Origin of the sequence: Bradyrhizobium sp. CCBAU 45384, from assembly GCF_028128665.1 — a bacterium.
GTDB classification, from domain to species: Bacteria; Pseudomonadota; Alphaproteobacteria; order Rhizobiales; family Xanthobacteraceae; genus Bradyrhizobium; species Bradyrhizobium manausense.
Genome location: NZ_LBIZ01000089.1, coordinates 56,991 through 74,285 on the forward strand (window position 1 = coordinate 56,991; position 17,295 = coordinate 74,285).

Annotated in this window: 9 protein-coding genes and 2 pseudogenes; 8 read left to right on the plus strand and 3 right to left on the minus strand. The window is 60.3% G+C overall.

Features of this window, described 5'->3' with window-relative positions; translation table 11 throughout:
* The first annotated feature begins 122 nt into the window (after positions 1–122).
* Positions 123–1,436, plus strand: a pseudogene (locus tag XH80_RS07050) (aldehyde dehydrogenase family protein).
* The gene (locus XH80_RS43935) at positions 1,349–1,570 is read left to right on the plus strand and encodes a hypothetical protein (protein ID WP_442869127.1); all 222 of its coding nucleotides are present in this window, start codon (positions 1,349–1,351) and stop codon (positions 1,568–1,570) included. Before XH80_RS07050 ends, XH80_RS43935 begins: the two are co-directional and overlap by 88 nt.
* Positions 1,571–2,170: 600 nt before the next feature.
* Here the strand turns inward: XH80_RS43935 and XH80_RS07055 are convergent.
* From XH80_RS07055 to XH80_RS07065, 3 genes are read right to left on the minus strand one after another with little or no spacing between them, the layout of a single operon-like run.
* On the minus strand, positions 2,171–3,085 hold the full coding sequence (locus XH80_RS07055; RefSeq protein WP_271597950.1) for an NAD(P)-dependent oxidoreductase: 915 nt from the start codon (positions 3,083–3,085) through the stop codon (positions 2,171–2,173).
* Between the two features lie 3 nt (positions 3,086–3,088).
* Positions 3,089–3,769 (minus strand): HAD family hydrolase, encoded by a 681-nt coding sequence (locus tag XH80_RS07060; protein WP_271597951.1) that lies wholly within the window; start codon positions 3,767–3,769, stop codon positions 3,089–3,091.
* A complete protein-coding gene (locus XH80_RS07065) occupies positions 3,766–5,361 on the minus strand; it encodes a hypothetical protein (protein WP_271597952.1) in 1,596 nt (531 codons plus the stop codon). The genes XH80_RS07060 and XH80_RS07065 overlap by 4 nt, the downstream gene beginning before the upstream one ends.
* 1,394 nt (positions 5,362–6,755) lie before the next feature.
* Here XH80_RS07065 and nodU point away from each other — a divergent pair.
* The 6 genes and pseudogenes from nodU (at position 6,756) to XH80_RS07095 (ending at position 16,809) form a co-directional block, all read left to right on the plus strand.
* Entirely contained in the window at positions 6,756–8,510 is a 1,755-nt protein-coding gene (gene nodU / locus XH80_RS07070) for a nodulation protein NodU (protein ID WP_271597953.1), read from the plus strand.
* A 1,785-nt stretch (positions 8,511–10,295) separates the two neighbouring features.
* A complete protein-coding gene (locus tag XH80_RS07075; RefSeq protein ID WP_271597954.1) occupies positions 10,296–11,249 on the plus strand; it encodes an ArdC family protein in 954 nt (317 codons plus the stop codon).
* 325 nt (positions 11,250–11,574) lie between these two features.
* Positions 11,575–13,830: pseudogene (locus XH80_RS07080) on the plus strand (strawberry notch-like NTP hydrolase domain-containing protein); the annotation flags it as partial.
* Positions 13,831–13,871: 41 nt separating this feature from the next.
* Positions 13,872–14,933, plus strand: a complete 1,062-nt coding sequence (locus tag XH80_RS07085) for a DUF7146 domain-containing protein (RefSeq protein ID WP_271597955.1) — start codon at positions 13,872–13,874, stop codon at positions 14,931–14,933.
* A gap of 329 nt (positions 14,934–15,262) precedes the next feature.
* Positions 15,263–16,186: a DUF2493 domain-containing protein gene (locus tag XH80_RS07090; protein WP_271597956.1), complete on the plus strand. Its 924-nt coding sequence runs from the start codon at positions 15,263–15,265 to the stop codon at positions 16,184–16,186.
* 140 nt (positions 16,187–16,326) lie between these two features.
* Complete coding sequence (locus tag XH80_RS07095; RefSeq protein ID WP_271597957.1) at positions 16,327–16,809, plus strand: hypothetical protein; 483 nt, start codon at positions 16,327–16,329, stop codon at positions 16,807–16,809.
* Positions 16,810–17,295 lie beyond the last annotated feature (486 nt).

The window sequence follows — 17,295 nt, forward strand, 5'->3', positions numbered from 1 at the left end:
GGAGCGAGCGCTGCAGTCACAACCTGTGTACCCCCAGGCCAGGATGTTCATCGCCGGGGAATGAACGGAAGGGGGTTCGGATCGGTCCGAAGAGATCTTCAACCCCCGCGACCGGACAGCCCATTGGCAAGTCTCCTTATGCGTCCCGCGGCGATCTTGATCGTGCCCTCGCGGCCGCCGCGGAGGGCTTTGAGATATGGCGAAAGGTATCGGCCTTCGACCTGTACAGGATGATGGCAAGGCAGCCGATCTCATGCGCTCGCTCGCGGCCGACATCGCAGCAATCATGATGCTCGAACAGGGTAAACCGCTCGGCGAGTCGAACGCTGAAACGCTCCTTGCCGCCGATGTCATCGACTGGCACGCCGAGGAAGGACGCCGAGCTTATGAGCGGATCGTGCCGGCGCGCTTTGGCAATGTCGCCCAGCTCGTGACCAAGGAGCCGGTCCGGCCGGTTGCCGCATTTACGCCTGGAATTTTCCGATCAATCAGGCCGTGCGGAAGATCTCCGCCAGCCTTGCAGCCGGCTGCTCCATCATCGTCAAGGGCCCTGAAGAGACCCCGGCAAGCTGCATGGAGTTGGCTCGTAGCTTCGCGGATGCGGGCTTGCCGGCGGGCGTGGTCAATCTCGTCTTCGGGGTACCGTCCGAAGTGTCAGACTATCTCATCCGCCATCCTATCATCCGCAAGATATCCTTCACCGGCTCGACCGTGGTCGGAAAGCAGCTCGCAGCCCTTGCTGGTGCCCATATGAAGCGCGCCACCATCGAGCTCGGCGGCATTCGCCTGCCATTGTTTTCGTGGATGTCGACGTCGAGAAGGCTGCCAGAATCCTCTCCGCGAACAAGTTCCGCAACGTCGGCCAAGTCTGCGTCTCGCCGCCGCGGTTTCTGGTGTGAGAGTGTCTATGAAGATTTCGTCGACAGGATGTTGCCGAGGCCAGCGCGATCAAGGTTGGTAATGGCCTCGAAAGGGATAGCCGGATGGGGCCGCTCGCCAACTCGCGGCCGGTCGACGCAATGGAAAACCTTGTCGCGGACGCTCTTGGTCGTAGCGCACAGTTGCACACCGGCGGCAAGCGTATCGGCAATGCGGGGTACTTCTTCGAGCCCACGGTCGTGACTGATGTTCCGCCCCAAGCGCGTATCATGAATGGAGAGCCGTTCGGCCCCGTAGCCCCGATCGCGCGGTTTAAAACCTATGACGAGGTCGTCACGGAGGCCAATCGACTGCCTTACGGCCTCGCCGCCTTACGCCTACATGCGATCCGCCACTACCATGACCGCGATCGGGGCCGATCTTCAATGCGGCATGGTCGATCAATCATCATGGGCTTGTGCTTCCCGAAGTGCCTTTCGGAGGAACGAAGGAGTCGGGGTTCGGTTCGGAAGGTGGCCTTGAGGCAATCGAGGGCTATCTCGACACCAAATTTGTGAGCCAGGCGAGCTCGGAATTGCGGACGCCAAACCGACGGAGAACGACCTCGTTCGACGGTGTCGCCGGATCTCCTCAAGAGCTCCGCCCCTTCTCCGCTTGCAGACCGGCAAGTCTGCCTTCTCCCAAGACTTGAGCCGCCGTCGAGAATTCCGGCAGCGGTCCTTTTCTTTGCTGGACTCACACCTTCTTCTCTATTCAGGCGGGAGCAGAATGAGAAACTCTGTCCGGTAAATCGGCGGGTCGCGGACAATAGCTACGTGTGCAGAAGCGCTCAAGTTTTCGCGCCAATGATAGCCGGCGAGCAACCACCAATCCCGACCCAATCTGCTACAAGCGTGACGCGTTCGAATCCGCTTTGCCTTGGCCGTGACGTGCTGAATGTGCTGCCGAAGGTCTTCAGGCGCGGGCAGCTCTAAGTCGAGCCGAACAAGGAGCCAAGGAAGCACCCGTGAGCGATGTGAGCTATTCGTTGCTTCCCCGTCCGCGTGTCGCCCCAACCGGCACAGGTCTGGATTACTCGCCAAACGCATTCCGGCTTCGCGCACGCGCATCATGATCGCTAAACCACGTCCTGCAATCGCCCGCGCCCTGGCTCAGTTCGGTGTGCTGCGCCTCCTGACGCCGCCGCCGGATTGGTTTGCGCGGAGGCCTAACGTCATACTCATCGCGCACGGGGCGGCACGCGCCGAAACACGGACGCCAAAGACACGTGGAACGATGGCCCCGCGTAGACTTATACCAATCCGTTTACGATGGCCAAATGTGGCAGGGTCAGTCCACCTTTGCCTGCGACCACCGCAAGGTTGAATTCCTGCGCGGCAGCATCCAGGACCGGCACGGAAACGGCTCTCTCGCGCGCTAGGCGCACAGCACATTCGATATCCTTTGCAGCATTTGCAATCGAGATTGCGAGTGCATCTGGTTTCTCGCCCAACAAAAAGGCGGCGAACGCTTGGAATATTCCACTGTTAGTCGAGCCGCGACCGACCAAAGAGCGTAGCGTCACAAGATCTATCTCTAGACTATCCGCGAACTGACAGACCTCAGCGGCGACGGCAGCTATGCCCATCGTCATACCGTTGTAAACAAGCTTGAGCTTGTGGCCGTCTCCGACATCTCCAACATGCAGAACGGTCTCGCAAAACGCAGCTAGAATGCGTTCGGCGACGGGAAAGAGTGTTGCATCCGACCCAACCATCGCGTTGAGAAGGCCCAGCTCTGCTTGCTCGGGGCTCCGTGTTACCGGAGCATCAATAAAGTTTAGCCCCCGGCTTCGCGCCCTTCTCGCCAATGCAATGGTCGAGGCAGGATACGAGGTCGTGCAATCAATTATCAGACCTCCTCGGCGCATGTGAACAAACAGTCCATCGTGATCGAGGCACACCGTCTCAACTTCACGGCTGGACGGCAGGGATAACACCACGACATTTACGTGCTGCGCCAACTCTGCGATCGATGTGTGCTCGCGGGCTCCTCCACCTGTCAGGCGAACAGCACCGGACCGGTTCTTGTTGACTTTGATGTGGAGTTCGCTTTGGCGTCGCAACAGGCTAATACCTATACCTGTTCCCATGCGTCCCACCCCGATAAGCCCTATGCTTTGCTTGATCGTTTTGGGAGCCGGGTTGGCTGATGATCCTTTGCTCATGTTTTAGCATTCCGAAAAGAAACCATGCCTTTGTAGGATGGGCAGCAGCTCGTGATGGTTGTTGATCGTGTAATCTGGACGGGCGGCTTGCAGGCGCGACGCCGAAACAAAGCCCCCGGTAATGGATATGCTTGTCAGCCCGAGATTACGCGCAATATCAGTCTCGACGGGCATATCGCCGATGATGAAGGTTGACGACGGATTCAAGCTATACTTGTGCATATAAAGGCGAAGGCGCTCTCCTTTGCTCATCGATTTGTATTGGGTGGCGCGGCTTTCAAAGGCGAGCACATCGGTGATGTAGTCATCCACGCCAAGTCTCCTCAGCTGGGACTGTAGAGGCGCGACTATGTGGTTGCTGACGATGATGAGCAGAGCGGATTCTCGGCGCGCCAACTCGAACACTCTGCGCGCGCCCTCACGTAAATCGGCTTTATCGGCAAGAGGCTCGTACGTGTCATGAAACAGTGCGCCCTCGTCACGCTCTACTGCCTCAATCTCCTCCTGCGACATTCCAAGGCTATGAAAGAGACGAGAGAGGGGAACATCACAATGCTCTCGTAGGGTGTCTATATTGATGCGCGGACGACCAAAGCGGTTCAAAATTACATTGGTCGTATCGAGCAGCGCGTACGTGTCATCCAGCAGTGTTCCGTTCCAGTCGAATACGAGAGCGGGTTTCATGATCCTGACCTCAGACGGGGATTGATAGAAAGAGCGGCCAGCAACGCCTCCAAGCTTCTGTCCGCGCGCTGCCGTCCAGCGGGAGTTGGCATCTCGAATGTGAAGGGTGACAAATCGATGCTGTCTAGCCTGTCAGCCAATATGGATACGAGGGCGCGGAAGGGCAGATAAGTTACCGTCGCTGCTTGGATCGCTCTCGCAATGTTGGTTTCAATGGTTCTGAGGGCTGGCAAGTGCATCCTGTGGAAGCGAAGGCACTGGGCGCGCAGTTCAGGCGGAAGTCGCTTCAATGCCTGCCAGAATGCGAGCTCATCTGGCGTGTCAATACCCATGCCGTAGTAATTTGGGGCAACTATAGGCGGCGAACCAATTGCCCAATGTACGGCTTTGGCTCCAGCGGCAAGAAGCATCGTTGTGACGGCTAGGCTGGTATCGCCTCGAATGAGTGCCTCGTCAACAACAACGATGGCTCGTCCAGCGACGGCAGCTTCCGACACTCGATACTTTTGAGCAATGCGGGATTGGCGGTCCCTGGGTCTGCCGAGCAGTGTTCGCTCGAGAAATTGCGTTGCCACTACGTCGCCACGCTCGGCACGCACGCCCTGTTCGGCGAGAGAGGCAAACAGACCATCGGCATACGGTCCTCCAGTACTTGGCATGGAGGACACGATTGGCGGCATCAAGGGTGCCTCTGCTTGAACTCGCTCGGCAACAATTCTCCCCAAGGCCAGCCCGATGCTGTAACGGGTTTGGAGATGTGAATGGCCCTCGACCGAGGTGTTCGGACTTCCCAAATATAAAGTTTCGTAGGCGCAGAGTTTGGCTTTATATCGTCGGCTGTTCAGAGCATGGTCAACGCTGCCGCCTGTCTTGGCGTCCACGCGCCGTATGCTCCCCGGCAAGAGCTGCTGGGTCTTACCTTCCGAGCCGGCGAAAGCACAATTTTCGGAAGCAAAGAGCAACAATCCATTGTTCGTCCACATAGTTTCCAACGGGCGCAAACCGCTTCGATTGCGGTATGCAACAAGATCTCCGTTGTTATCTAGCAAAAGCGCGCTAATGGCACCGTCTATACGATCATCCAGTTCGCGAAAGATAGCTTCGTAGTTTGCGGGCAAGCCGTGACGCCAATATTCTCGTTTGCAAGATCGTTCAATCCACCTCAGCAAGAGCTCGGCGTCAGTGTTGGTGTCTATCAGTTGGCCGTGAGCGATTAATTCGCTTCTGAGTTCATGAGCGTTGACCAAGGCGCCATCCAGAGAAATTGCAAAATGGCGGCTAGTGCCTGCAGCGGCGGGAATTGACTGCACATCGCCGTCACCCCCACTTCCACAGCATCCGCTACGGATGTGCGCGATTGCAACATGAGGCCGAAAGCGCAACTCCTGTTCGATGCGGTCAATGCGCACTGAACTATCGGCCGATTGAAATGCCCTTCCATATCGGATCCCACGCTTTTTCATGAAAGCAGCGACTAGGACACCTGCTTGCCCACGGAGTGCAAGTGTCGGAATCATTTTCTTCAGCTGATCAATAACACGCGGCGATGGTTCGTCTGGAGAGCAGAGAAATGCACCGGCGACACCGGACATATAACACCCAACTTCTTAAGGAGCCGATCTGGCGGGTCGCCTCCCATGTGCATATGAGGGCGGGACTTCGCTTCATCCTTAAGCAAGTGTCGTACCAGCCCTTTGGACGCACTGGCTGGCCTTGCTGGAGCGAGGAGAATTGGAGGACGAGCCATTCGAGCCGTCAGGGAGACTTCGTTCAGGCCCTCACACGTTTGTTCAAGATGCTACGGCTGTGTACGAAAAGCGCTAAACAGGAGCGAGAAAGTACGGGCCCTCTAATCTTCCCTTATGCCCTCGATCCTGCGGCCAAGCGAGTAAAGCGGCTCTTTACAGACGACCAGCACTAGAAAGGGCTCTAAGCAGATCTCGTTGCGGCGCTCGCATTTTCGGGTTTTGCGGGTAAGATTCGGCAGATGGTGCAGAGAGTGTATCCCGCGATTGCGGACACACCGACGAGCCGGGTCCTCGACAACCCAAGTGCGCCCGTCCGTCTGCGCGACAGAGTAGCGTGGAGTTATAGGTACGTGGCCCAGCGATTTTTAGCCAACTCACATGTTGGTCGCCGCCGTGCGCATGCTGCTCCGAACAAGGGTTTGAACTAGGGGCGCGCCCCGGCTTACTAGGGACTCTTGGGCGTAGCGCGCCGCCTGACCGATCTCGCGGCCCATGTTTTCATTGCTTGCGTTAAGAGCCTTCAGGCGCCTCCGGAACGGCCGCGCCATCAACCACTACCCCAAGCTAGGGCTCTCTTCTTCATTGACGATGGAGCCTGCGACCGCGAGCCGCCTGCGGCGCCAGCAGAAAGGTACTTAACGCGTAGACGGCCTCCGCTTAGCTGCTAGAGCTAACTCTGGGCGGTGTAGTGATAAGCTTGCGGGCGTTAGCGTCTCGTCGGGGCCGCTCAGAAGTGTCCGCGTCTGATTGCCTGGATCTGAACAGGCTTGCATCTGCTTTGCAGGACGAAGCTCGCGTTGGAGTGACAGATGATTTTGCAGGCTGGCTCCTGAAGCATACTAATGTGGCTTGCCTTGCGTGAGACGCTTTTGGAGACGTCAACGGCACTCTCATTCGGCGCCGCTAGATCGGTTAACGATCTCACTATCCGGTAAAGAGTTCCGTTGCACTCGTTCGCTCAACGTCAGAGAAGGCACAAGGGGCCGCAGGTCGCATGAGCGCAAATTGTCGCCGTAGGCGGGAGTGCTTGGTCCGAAACCGAACGCGTCCGGTGTCACGAATCGGGCAAGTCGCTTCAAACTCCGACTTTGATCAGACAATCGCCAGCGATTCCTCCGATTGGAACTGGCCCAGAGCGTGCATCGCGACAGGGGGAGCCCATCTGACTCTTGCGACACGAGCAATAGTTGCGGCGCCTTCAAATCGGGTGGATCATCGACATTAAGTTCGGAGACAGTATGCGCATCTGCGGTATTAAACTGACCCATGACGGAGCAGTCGCCCTTATCGAGGACGGGCGGCTTGTCTTTTGTGTCGAGCAGGAGAAGCGGGGCAATAATCCGCGATATCAAAAAATCGACAATCTCGATGCGGTTGTTGTCGCCTTGGCAGAGCACGGTTTAGATCCGCGCGACGTTGATCGGTTCGTCATCGACGGATGGTGGGGCGAGGTTGAGTCACAATTTGAGGTTTTCAGTGGGACTGCACCCATTACCCTTAAAGGGGCACCGTATGTTGAGAGCGATGCCGAAGGCCTACTCATAGCGCACGACGGCTCTGGGCTGCTGCTCAACGAGAGCGCCTTCCCTTACAAAAGCTATCCGCACGTCACAGCCCATGTGGCTTCCGCTTTTTGTACCAGCCCCTTCGCCAAGGCCGGGCAGCCCGCGTTCTGTCTGGTGTGGGACGGAGCTTCCTTTCCACGTCTCTACCATGTAGAGCGCCGCGCCGCCAGGTTCCTCGAGTGCCTCTTCCCGCTGATCGGGCATGCTTATGCTGCCGCGGGCTATCACTTCGGACCATACAAGCAGGCGAACCGGACCAAGTGGGACCTCGGTGTTGCGGGCAAGTTGATGGCCTACATTGCGCTCGGTTCAGTCGATGAAGGCATTGTCGAGGTGTTTCAGGAGCTCTACGAAAAGCACTTTAGCACGTTTACGGAGCCAGTCGGTCGTTGCAGCGAGCACGCCGCGCTTGAGCCTGTCCACGAGTTCTTCGATGCCAGCGCGCTACGGTTCAAAGCCAAAGCTCCCGAAGATGTGCTTGCTTCCTTTCATTGGTTCCAAGAGCGTCTGCTCGTTACCAAACTCGCAAGTGCTATACAGAGACATTCGAGGCTTGCCGTGCGCAATCTGTGCATCGCTGGCGGCTGCGGTCTCAACATAAAATGGAATAGCGCACTACGAGCTGCCGGCTTGTTCGATGCTATCTGGGTGCCACCCTTTCCGAATGACAGTGGCTCGGCAATAGGTGCCGCTTGCTCCGCATTGGCGGCGGACCAAGGCTTTGTACCATTGGAATGGTCCGTCTATAGTGGTCGAGCCGTGGAACGAAGCGGCGTGCCACCCGGATGGGGCGGCTCACCATGTAGCATGCGTGAACTTGCAACGATTCTCGCCAGCAACAAGCCCGTCATTTTCCTTTCTGGCCGCGCGGAGCTTGGACCTCGGGCTTTGGGTAGCAGAAGCATACTGGCCGCGGCGACATCGCCGCGAATGAAGGACCGTCTCAACGACATCAAACTTCGCGAGCACTTCCGGCCTGTAGCGCCAATATGCCTAGAGGATCGTGCGCCGGATATTTTTAGTCCTGGAACGCAAGAACCTTACATGCTCTTCGAGCACCTAATAAGAGCAGAATGGCGGGACAAGATCCCCGCTGTTGTGCATCTGGACGGATCTGCCCGATTGCAGACGATTTGTAGGACCTCTCAGCACAAAATCGCCGAACTTCTCGTCGAATACGAGGCCCTCACGGGCATTCCACTACTATGCAATACAAGCGCCAATCGCAATGGACGCGGTTTTTTCCCGAATGCGGAATCTGCCTGCCAATGGGGCCGCGTTGACCACGTCTGGTGCGATGGTGTGCTGTGGACGAAACTTCCGGGCGAAGACTCAGCGCCGGCCAACGGCATCTTTCTCTCTCAGCGCGCAGAGGCGGGACCGTACGCCGAAGAGCGGATAACTCCCGCCACAGGCCGCCTTGTTTGACGAATGTGGTCGCCGCCGGCCTATGGTAATCTTGGGAGAAACGCCACAACGATTTCGAGGGTCGAGATAATCACCTCCCTAGAGGGGCGGCGCGGTGATCGCTGGATAAGAAGGAGCGGCTTGCCGCGCCCGGCGCCAGTTTCCGAGGCAACTCGCATCGTCGGGTTTCATGTGAACCAGCTGTTCAGGTGGCGCCGGAGCTTTGGAAGCACGTTGAAGCGAGGATAGCGCCGTTCGTGGAGGGCGAGATTGGATCGTCTGTGCCGCCGCGGGAGGCGGCCGAAGCCCCATCGACGATGACGGCGGCGCGTCGATGAAAGGGCTAGGGAGTCATCGTGATTGATCCTGGTACCGGGCAACGCATCCGGATCGATGGCGAGGTCGGCGCAGAAGCAACTTCGCATTCTCCATGCTTTGATCCGGTCCAGCAAGTCGCGAATTGGAGCCTCCGCTCCGGGAGGGGAGACGCCTGCTGGCGGGTTCTGTCGGGCGATATCAGAAGGCGCGCTCTCGTACAGGCGGATCGACGCGGTCCTATCTAACCGTGCTCCTCGTACTCGCGGATGGCGCACGCTACCTGAAGCACAAGGGATCGGCTATCCCGCAGCGTAAGTGTTGTGGGCCTAGCTCAACAGTCATCAGCATTGAAACCGACCCCGAATACGACGAAGCCTGCGTCTGTTCCGGCTGCCCCGATCTAACAAAAAGATCGTCACCCACCAAGACGCAATAGACGGACTCTTCGTCTCAGCGCTGGATGAATAGGCCTCGGCTGCCGCCGATTGTGTCGTTCGACGCGAAGACGACGCGCGACAATTAGCGATCGATGCCCTCGCCCTTGCGGTAGGGAGGCTACGTCCGCCGATACCGGCACCGTCGCCGGATTCAAGGACGGCCGGGGCTCAGCGCGCCTTGTATCTCTATTGCCATTTGGCACAACAAAGCGTCAATCCACACGGTGCGCCGATCACCGCGCTCGGGGAGCTGGGACTGGCGCGGTTTGGCGACTCACGTTACCCATCATTTTAAGCCACCTCACTGCACAATGGGAATGAAATGGTTGCAGCTACCCGTGAACCGCCGGCCTCTGGTTACGCACTCGAAGTGGATGGCCGACTCAAAGCCGAATTTACAACCAGAGACGGCGCCAGGGCAGGTGGAGAAGAACTAAAGAAGCGTTTTCCCATGCTTCAAATCAGGATCTATGACGCGCAGACGCATACGCGCGAGGAAATCTAAGATCTTCAGACTGGCGGATTCTTCCGCTTGGCGCGTGTGGCTTCGGCCGCACCGGGCTCTCGTGAATCGAGCCGCTTTGCCTCTCGGTCGCCGTGCCGCTTCGATCCCTCGCGCAAGGAGATCCGGAGCTCCTTGCCGGGGGCACTCGGGAAAGGGGCTCGCCTCTCGGCGATCGCTATCACGGCCCCGTCCCCGGGTGCCGCTATTGAACCGGTCTCGTCGCTGCACTCGGACCCGCGTGCCCTTCGGGTCGCTATGCTCACGCTCTCCGGGTGCCATTTTGCGTTGAGGCGATGCGTCCTTGGCACGCGCCTGGTGGGGCCTGCGGCCCTAAAGCACCTCGAGCCCAAATCCCGAAGAATGTAACAGAAGGCGGAGCGCCTCCCAGATTTCGCATTCTGTCATTTGTGTGGGTGAGGAGCTCTCGCAAATTACGCGGCCTCTATTTCGCCTGGACAGGCTTAAAGTGGGAGTGCCGGCCGGGTTTTGCCGTGACGGGTTACAGGCTGCGAGAGAGGCTCGCGGCGCTCGTCGCGGAGATCCGTTATGTCCAGACACTATCTTCGGGCGCGCGCCGGCGAGGACCGGACCAGCCTTTATGACGAAATCACCAACAAAATTATCGGCGAGCTTGAAGCCGGCCGCGTCCCGTGGGTACAGCCTTGGGGTTCGGCGGCGGCGGCGTCGTTAGCCATGCCGAAAAGCGCCGCCACTGGCCGTCAATACAGCGGCATCAACGTCCTAATCCTTTGGGGGGCTGCCACCGAACACGCATTCACCGGTCAGAGTTGGCTCACCTTCCGCCAGGCGCTGTCGTTCGGTGGTCACGTCCGCAAGGGCGAGCGCGGCACCACCGTCGTCTATGCCGATCGCTTTGTGCCGGCCGACGAAAAGCGGCGTGCTAGCGAAACAGGCGACGAAGCGCAGGCGATCCCGTTCCTCAAGCGCTTCACGGTCTTCAACGCCGATCAGTGCGACGACTTGCCTTCGGAGATCGGAACGACGGCGCCGCCTCCGCCGCCTGGCCTGATTGAGCCAAGGGTTGAATACCTGATCAAGGCGACCGGGATCGACTTCCACATTGGCGGCAACCGCGCCTTCTACGTGCCGGCAGAAGACTATGTGCAGGTACCGTCACCGCAAGCCTATTTCGAGCCGATCAACTGGCATCGAACGGCTTTGCACGAGTTGGCGCATGCCAGCGGCCATCCATCGCGTCTCAACCGCGATTTGTCGGGCGGCTACGGCACCAAGAAGTACGCCTTTGAGGAATTGATCGCGGAGATATCGTCTGCATTCAGTTGCGCTTCGCTAGGTATTGTGCCGACGGTGCGGCACGCCGACTATATCGGCTCCTGGCTTGAAGTGCTGCGAGAGGACAATCGCGCGATTGTGCGAGCTGCCTCGCAAGCCAGCAAGGTTGCGGATTACCTCCTTGGGTTCTTGCCGGAGGAGGTTGTCGGCATGACGGCGGAGACAGCGGAGCAGGAAGCGGCGTGAGGTTATCCTCGGCGTCCGCGGGTAAGAGAGTGAGAGGCAGGGTCGTTTTTCGCGACCGGTTGAAGGCCGAGAGAGAGGCTCACGGCTGAGGATCGGCAGAATGCCGGCGACGACGACCCGCAACAACTCGATGCGGCTGAGTGACACAAAGCGGGATGGCCCCGGCCATCCCGCAGTTTTTTGGGGACCGGTGTGCAACGCCGGTCCCCATTTTTTATGGGCGAGGGCGGAGAGGGAGAGCAGGGCCGGGAAGGGTTTGAGCCGTCGGGTCAAAGGAGAGCGCCTGATGGTTCGACCCCTTCCCGCTCTCCCGAGGACTCCTGTCATGACCGAATCTCTTGCGGGCGGCGCTGCCGCCGCGCCGCTCTCGATGCGTGCCGCTGCGACTCTCACCTCTGCCGCCATCAAAGGCGCCCGACAGATCTTGACTGATCTGGAACGCGGCCGGCGCATCGATGCCGCCGTCCTGCGTGGCGCCATCGAGGCTGCCTTCGGCGCTTCGGCCGCGGCCGGCGCCTGGAACTGGAAGGCCGCCTATGACGTCTGCGAGGCGGCAACCGTTCTCTTCCTGCGCAAGTTCGGCCCGGCGATGCGCGCCAAGGCTGGCTCGACGGCCGCGATGCTGCCAATGCTCGCGAAAATCGCGTGCTGTCTGCCACCCCATACGCGGCGTTCCGAGGACAATCAGGCGCTTCAGCAATTCTCGACGCCGATCTCGCTTGGACTCGCCGCATGCACCGCAGCCGGCATTACGCCTGCCGACCGCGTTCTGGAGCCCTCCGCGGGGACCGGCTTGCTCGCCATCTTCGCCGAGCTCGCCGGCGGCTCGCTGATGTTGAACGAGTTGGCCGAGCGCCGTGCAGTGCTGCTCGATCACCTATTCACCAACGTTGAGGTCACGCGGTTCGACGCCGCGCAGATCGATGATCACCTCGACGCGAGTTTTGTACCGAGTGTTGTCCTGATAAATCCCCCCTTCCCGGCGATGGCAAACGTCAACCGACGGATGGCAGACGCCGCCCTGCGGCACATTGCGTCAGCCCTGGGACGCCTTTGCGATGGCGGCCGCCTCGTCGCCATCGCTGGCGCAGGTCTTGCGCCGGATAACCCGGCGTGGCCAAAGGCCTTTGTTCGCCTCCAAGAGCGCGGACGGGTCGTGTTTTCCGCCGCGATCGATGGCGCTGTTTACGCCAAGCAAGGCACTCAGACCGACACCAGGCTGCTCGTAGTCGACAAGTTGCCCGCTGCCGATCCGAACGCGTTTCCCACCTCGCAAGGAATGGCCGGCGATGTCGCCACCTTGCTCAATTGGGTAGCCCAGCATGTGCCTCCGAGGCTGCCCGTCGCCGTGCCGGTCGTGGCTGACGTCATTAGGCGGCCCGCAATCGCCCGATCGCCGGGCGCCGTTGCACCAAGCCGCTCGTCCATTTCGGGGTGTGCGCCAGGTGGTGGTGTGGAGCTTACGAACGAGACCGTCGAATGGTCGCCGCCTGAAGGCACCCGCCTCACCGATGCGCTCTATGAGGAGTACGGGGTGCAGTCGATCTGTATTCCCGGATCGTGCGCACATCCGACCAAACTCGTGCAGTCCGCGGCGATGGCGTCCGTTGCGCCACCGAAGCCGTCCTACCGTCCCCATCTGCATTCAATTCTGGTGGCAAGAGGGGTTCTGTCGGACGCCCAGCTCGAGAGCATCATCTATGCTGGCGAGGCGCGTTCCGAGTTTCTCGCGGGCTCCTGGACCGTCGATGCGACCCTTGATGTTGTGGCTGTCGCACGCGACGACGCAGAGACTGCCGCCCGCTTTCGTCGGGGCTGGATCTTGGGCGATGGCACCGGCGCGGGCAAGGGGCGGCAGGTCGCCGGGATCCTGCTCGACAATTGGCTCAAGCGCCGCCGCCGTGCGGTCCGGATCAGCAAATCCGACAAGCTGATCGAAGATGCCCAGCGCGACCGGTCTGCGCTCGGCATGGAGCGGCTGCTTGTTACGCCCCTGTCTCGGTTTCGCCAGGGCACACCGATCCGGCTTTCGCACGGCATCCTTTTCACCACCTATGCCACGCTACGCACCGACGAGCGTGGCGAGAAGCTTTCGCGTGTCAGGCAGATCGTTGAATGGTTGGGATCCGACTTCGACGGAGTGATCGTCTTCGACGAGAGCCATGCCATGCAGAATGCGGTCGGGGGCGAGGGCGACCGCGGCGACCAGGCGGCCTCTCAGCAGGGGCGCGCAGGCCTGAGGCTCCAGCACGCTTTGCCGAATGCTCGTGTGGTTTATGTGTCGGCGACGGGCGCTACCACGGTCCACAACCTCGCTTATGCCAAACGCCCTGGCCTTTGGGGCGGCGCCGATTTCCCATTCGCCACACGCGCCGGGTTTATCGAGGCAATCGAGGGGGGTGGGGGCGCGGCGATGGAGGTGCTGGCGCGCGACCTCAAGGCGCTCGGTGTCTACGCTGCCCGCTCATTGTCCTATGAGGGCGTCGAGTACGAGCTCGTCGAACACCAGCTTACACCGGAGCAGGTTCGCATCTACGACGCCTATGCCGATGCGTTCAGCGTCATCCAAAAGGTGCTCGACACCTATCCGGTTGCGCGCCTCAGTGAGCGGGAGGCCGCGTGATGTCCCCCGCGCCTTGCGAACTGGCACGCCGCCTTGCGCGCGAGGCCGAGGCAGTGTGCCGATACTATCTCTCCAATGGCAAGCGGGCGGGACGGTACTGGGTGGTCGGCGACGTCCGCAACACGCCGGGCCGCTCGATGTTCGTACGGCTCCAGGAATCGCCGAAGGGCGCAGCCGGCAAGTGGACTGACGCTGCGACCGGCGAACATGGCGATCTCCTCGACATCATTCGTGAATGCCGGGGGTTACGCGACTTCAGCGAGGTCACTGAGGAAGCGCGGCGGTTTCTGAAGCTGCCTCGTCCTGAGTCGCAACTGGTCTCGATACCCCTTCGTTCGGTGGCGCCGGCTGGATCGCAGGAAGCAGCCCGCCGGCTCTTTGCGATATCCAGACCGATCGAGGGGACGGGAGCCGAAACGTATTTGCAGCGCCGCGGCATAACCCGCATCCACCATGGTGGCAGTCTGCGCTTCCACCCTCGTTGCTACTACCGGCCGGACGAGCATGTGCCGACCGAAACCTGGCCGGCGATAATTGCCCGAGTCACGGATCTCGAGGGGCGGATCACTGGCGTGCACCGAACCTGGCTTGATCCAGACGGCTTTGATCGCATTCGTCTCGGCAAGGCTCCGATCGATACGCCACGACGGGCCATGGGCGACCTGCTCGGCAACGCCGTTCGCTTCGGCGTGGTGGACGACGTACTCGCCGCCGGCGAGGGAATCGAGACCATGCTTTCATTACGTTACGTGCTGCCGACTCTTCCTATGGCCGCGGCGCTCTCGGCCAATCACCTCTCAGCCATGATGCTGCCGTCTGGCCTGCGTCGGCTCTATATCGCCCGTGACGCAGATGCCGCCGGAGATGCCGTGCAGGCTATTCTCACCCAGCGTGCAAAAGCCGTCGGCGTTGAAGCGATCGCGTTGTCGCCCCGGCTGGGCGATTTCAACGAAGACCTGCATATCTTCGGTCTCGAGAGCCTCCGAGCAGCGTTGCGGCTTCAACTCGTACCAGAGGACGCCCTCCGCTTCCTGCATTCGTCGACGGTGGCCGCAGAATAGACCCGTGCTTCGATCTACGTTGATAGGTCCGTCATAATGCGGCCATTGCCGGAAAGGGACGCGACCTCGGCCTTCTAGAGGGCGATCGGTCGGCAACCGGACCGGGCCGGCAATGGCTACGCCCGGCTATTTTCCGCCGCGCGCCGGCAATGAGCAGACACAATGGCCATCAAACCGGCGCGCTTTGCATCGCGAAGCAAAATAGCCCGCCTCCGCCATCCTCCGCTGCCGCTTCGGCCCTTGCGGGTTCTGGCCCGCTCCGCCCGCCGTCTGGGTGATCGCCACGAAGGCCGCGATGGGCGCGGCCGATCCGGCAAAGGATCCCTCCAATGACCGACCACGACGACATTGAACCGCCGCACGCCTCTTCTCCAACTGACCACGTCCTCACCGAACTACAGCTCTTCGGCTACCGCCCCTTCGACGACCAGCCTGACCCACGACCGCTTCCTGAGGGCAAGATGATCGCTGGCGCCGTTGCCGATATCTTCAACGCCCTCGTTGCAACTCTGAACGACACGCGGCTTGAGCCGGACCTCGACGATCTGCTCTGGTCGATGGTCAACCTGTTCCATCGCGCCGTCGATCGCATCAGACACCAACTCGACGACAACGAACAGGCGCAGCAGAAGAGCCAGCGCGAGCAAAATGGCTCCGAAATACGATCGGTCGAACTCGAGCGCCTAACGGCCGAGGGCATCACTTTGATCGAGCGCCGCAACTGCCTGGAGCTCTTCCGCGATCAGGCGATCGAACGCTTTGAGGCTCACACCGGATCGTTCTGGCGTCCTCGATCAGGATCGCTGGTGAACCACCGCACGCTGACTGCCGCGATGATCGACTCGCGCGACTTCATCGCAGCCAAGCGTCGCGCTGAGACAGAGGTCTTGCTGCCTGCAGGACCGAAGATCGCACTCACTGGCGGGCTGGACTTCAATGACCACCACCTCATCTGGGACCGCCTCGACAAGGTTCACGTCAAGCATCCCGACATGGTCCTGCTCCATGGCGGCTCGCCCAAAGGTGCGGAGCTTATCGCCTCCAAATGGGCGACCAATCGCAAGGTGCCTCAGATCGCCTTCAAGCCCGACTGGACCAAGCACGCCAAGGCGGCCCCGTTCAAGCGCAACGACGCCATGCTCGAACTCCTGCCGATCGGCGTCATGCACTTCCCGGGCACGGGAATCCAGGACAACCTCGCGGACAAAGCAAAACGCCTCGGCATTCCCGTCTGGAGGTTCGGCGGCGCGTGAGCGCTCCCTTCTCGCCTCCAGGCGTCATGGCGGAGTTGCATGCGCCGCAACTCCGCCTTCTTTCAGTCTCATATTCAGAGTTGCGCCATGGTGGTGGTGGAAGGCGCGACTGGTACATTTATGCACATGGAGCCACCACCATGCTCGCCATTGGGCTTGTTCTCAACACACTCGGCGTCGGCTTGTTCTGCTGGGCGATTTTTGCGCTCGCTGTGTATGCCTTGCCGTTTTTCGTCGCACTGAGCATCGGGATGACGGCGTTTCAGAATGGCGCCGGCGTGTTCAGTGCAATGCTTATCGGAACGGCCGGTGGCGTGTTGACGCTTGCCGTCGGTCAGGCCGCCGTCGCCATTACTCGGTCGTTGACCTTGCGCATCGCCATCGCGACCGCATTTGCTGTCCCCGCTGCCGTCGCCGGCTATCAAGTGGCGTTCGCCCTGTCCCAGATCGGCATGCCCTCGCTGGCTTGGCGAGAGATCCTCGCTTGCCTGGGCGCGGTCTGTGTTGGGGGCACAACGTGGACACGCTTGACTGCTTTTGCAGAGCCACGCCCGCTCGAACTGGCGGGGCTGGTGGAGAATCCATCACACCCAGTTCTTCCAGCCGCTACGCGAGAGGGATGACCGTTCACAGCCTTGGTCGTCGAGCAGACTCGGATAGATCGAATTGAACGAGGGGATGATTGAGACCTGAGCGGGGAGGGGCAGTCCCCCCGGGGCCTTGACCAAGGGGCCCATTTCGGCCGGTCCACTAAGCCGCGGCGGAGCGGCGATGTCTCGATCATTTCTTCGGAGACGGCATCGCCCATTGCAGCAGATTGTTTCTCTTTCTGCGCCGAATCTTTTCCGCCTCTTGTTCAGCGCAACCGAGATACGCGACGACTTCTTCCGATTGCGGTTCAGCACGCGACCCACGTGGCCTCGTTGATGGCTTGATCTGGCCGAAGACCGGCTTCGCCTCGATCGTCTGAGCCGCAACGCCGTTGATGCGACTTTCTTCCCCTGGGCTTCGCCCATTCCTCGCGAGTCAAGAAAGTCGCCACAACGGCGTCCTCCGCTGCGCTCCGGCCCGCGGGCGGGTGCGTCGCCGATCGTCTTCGGCCTACAGAT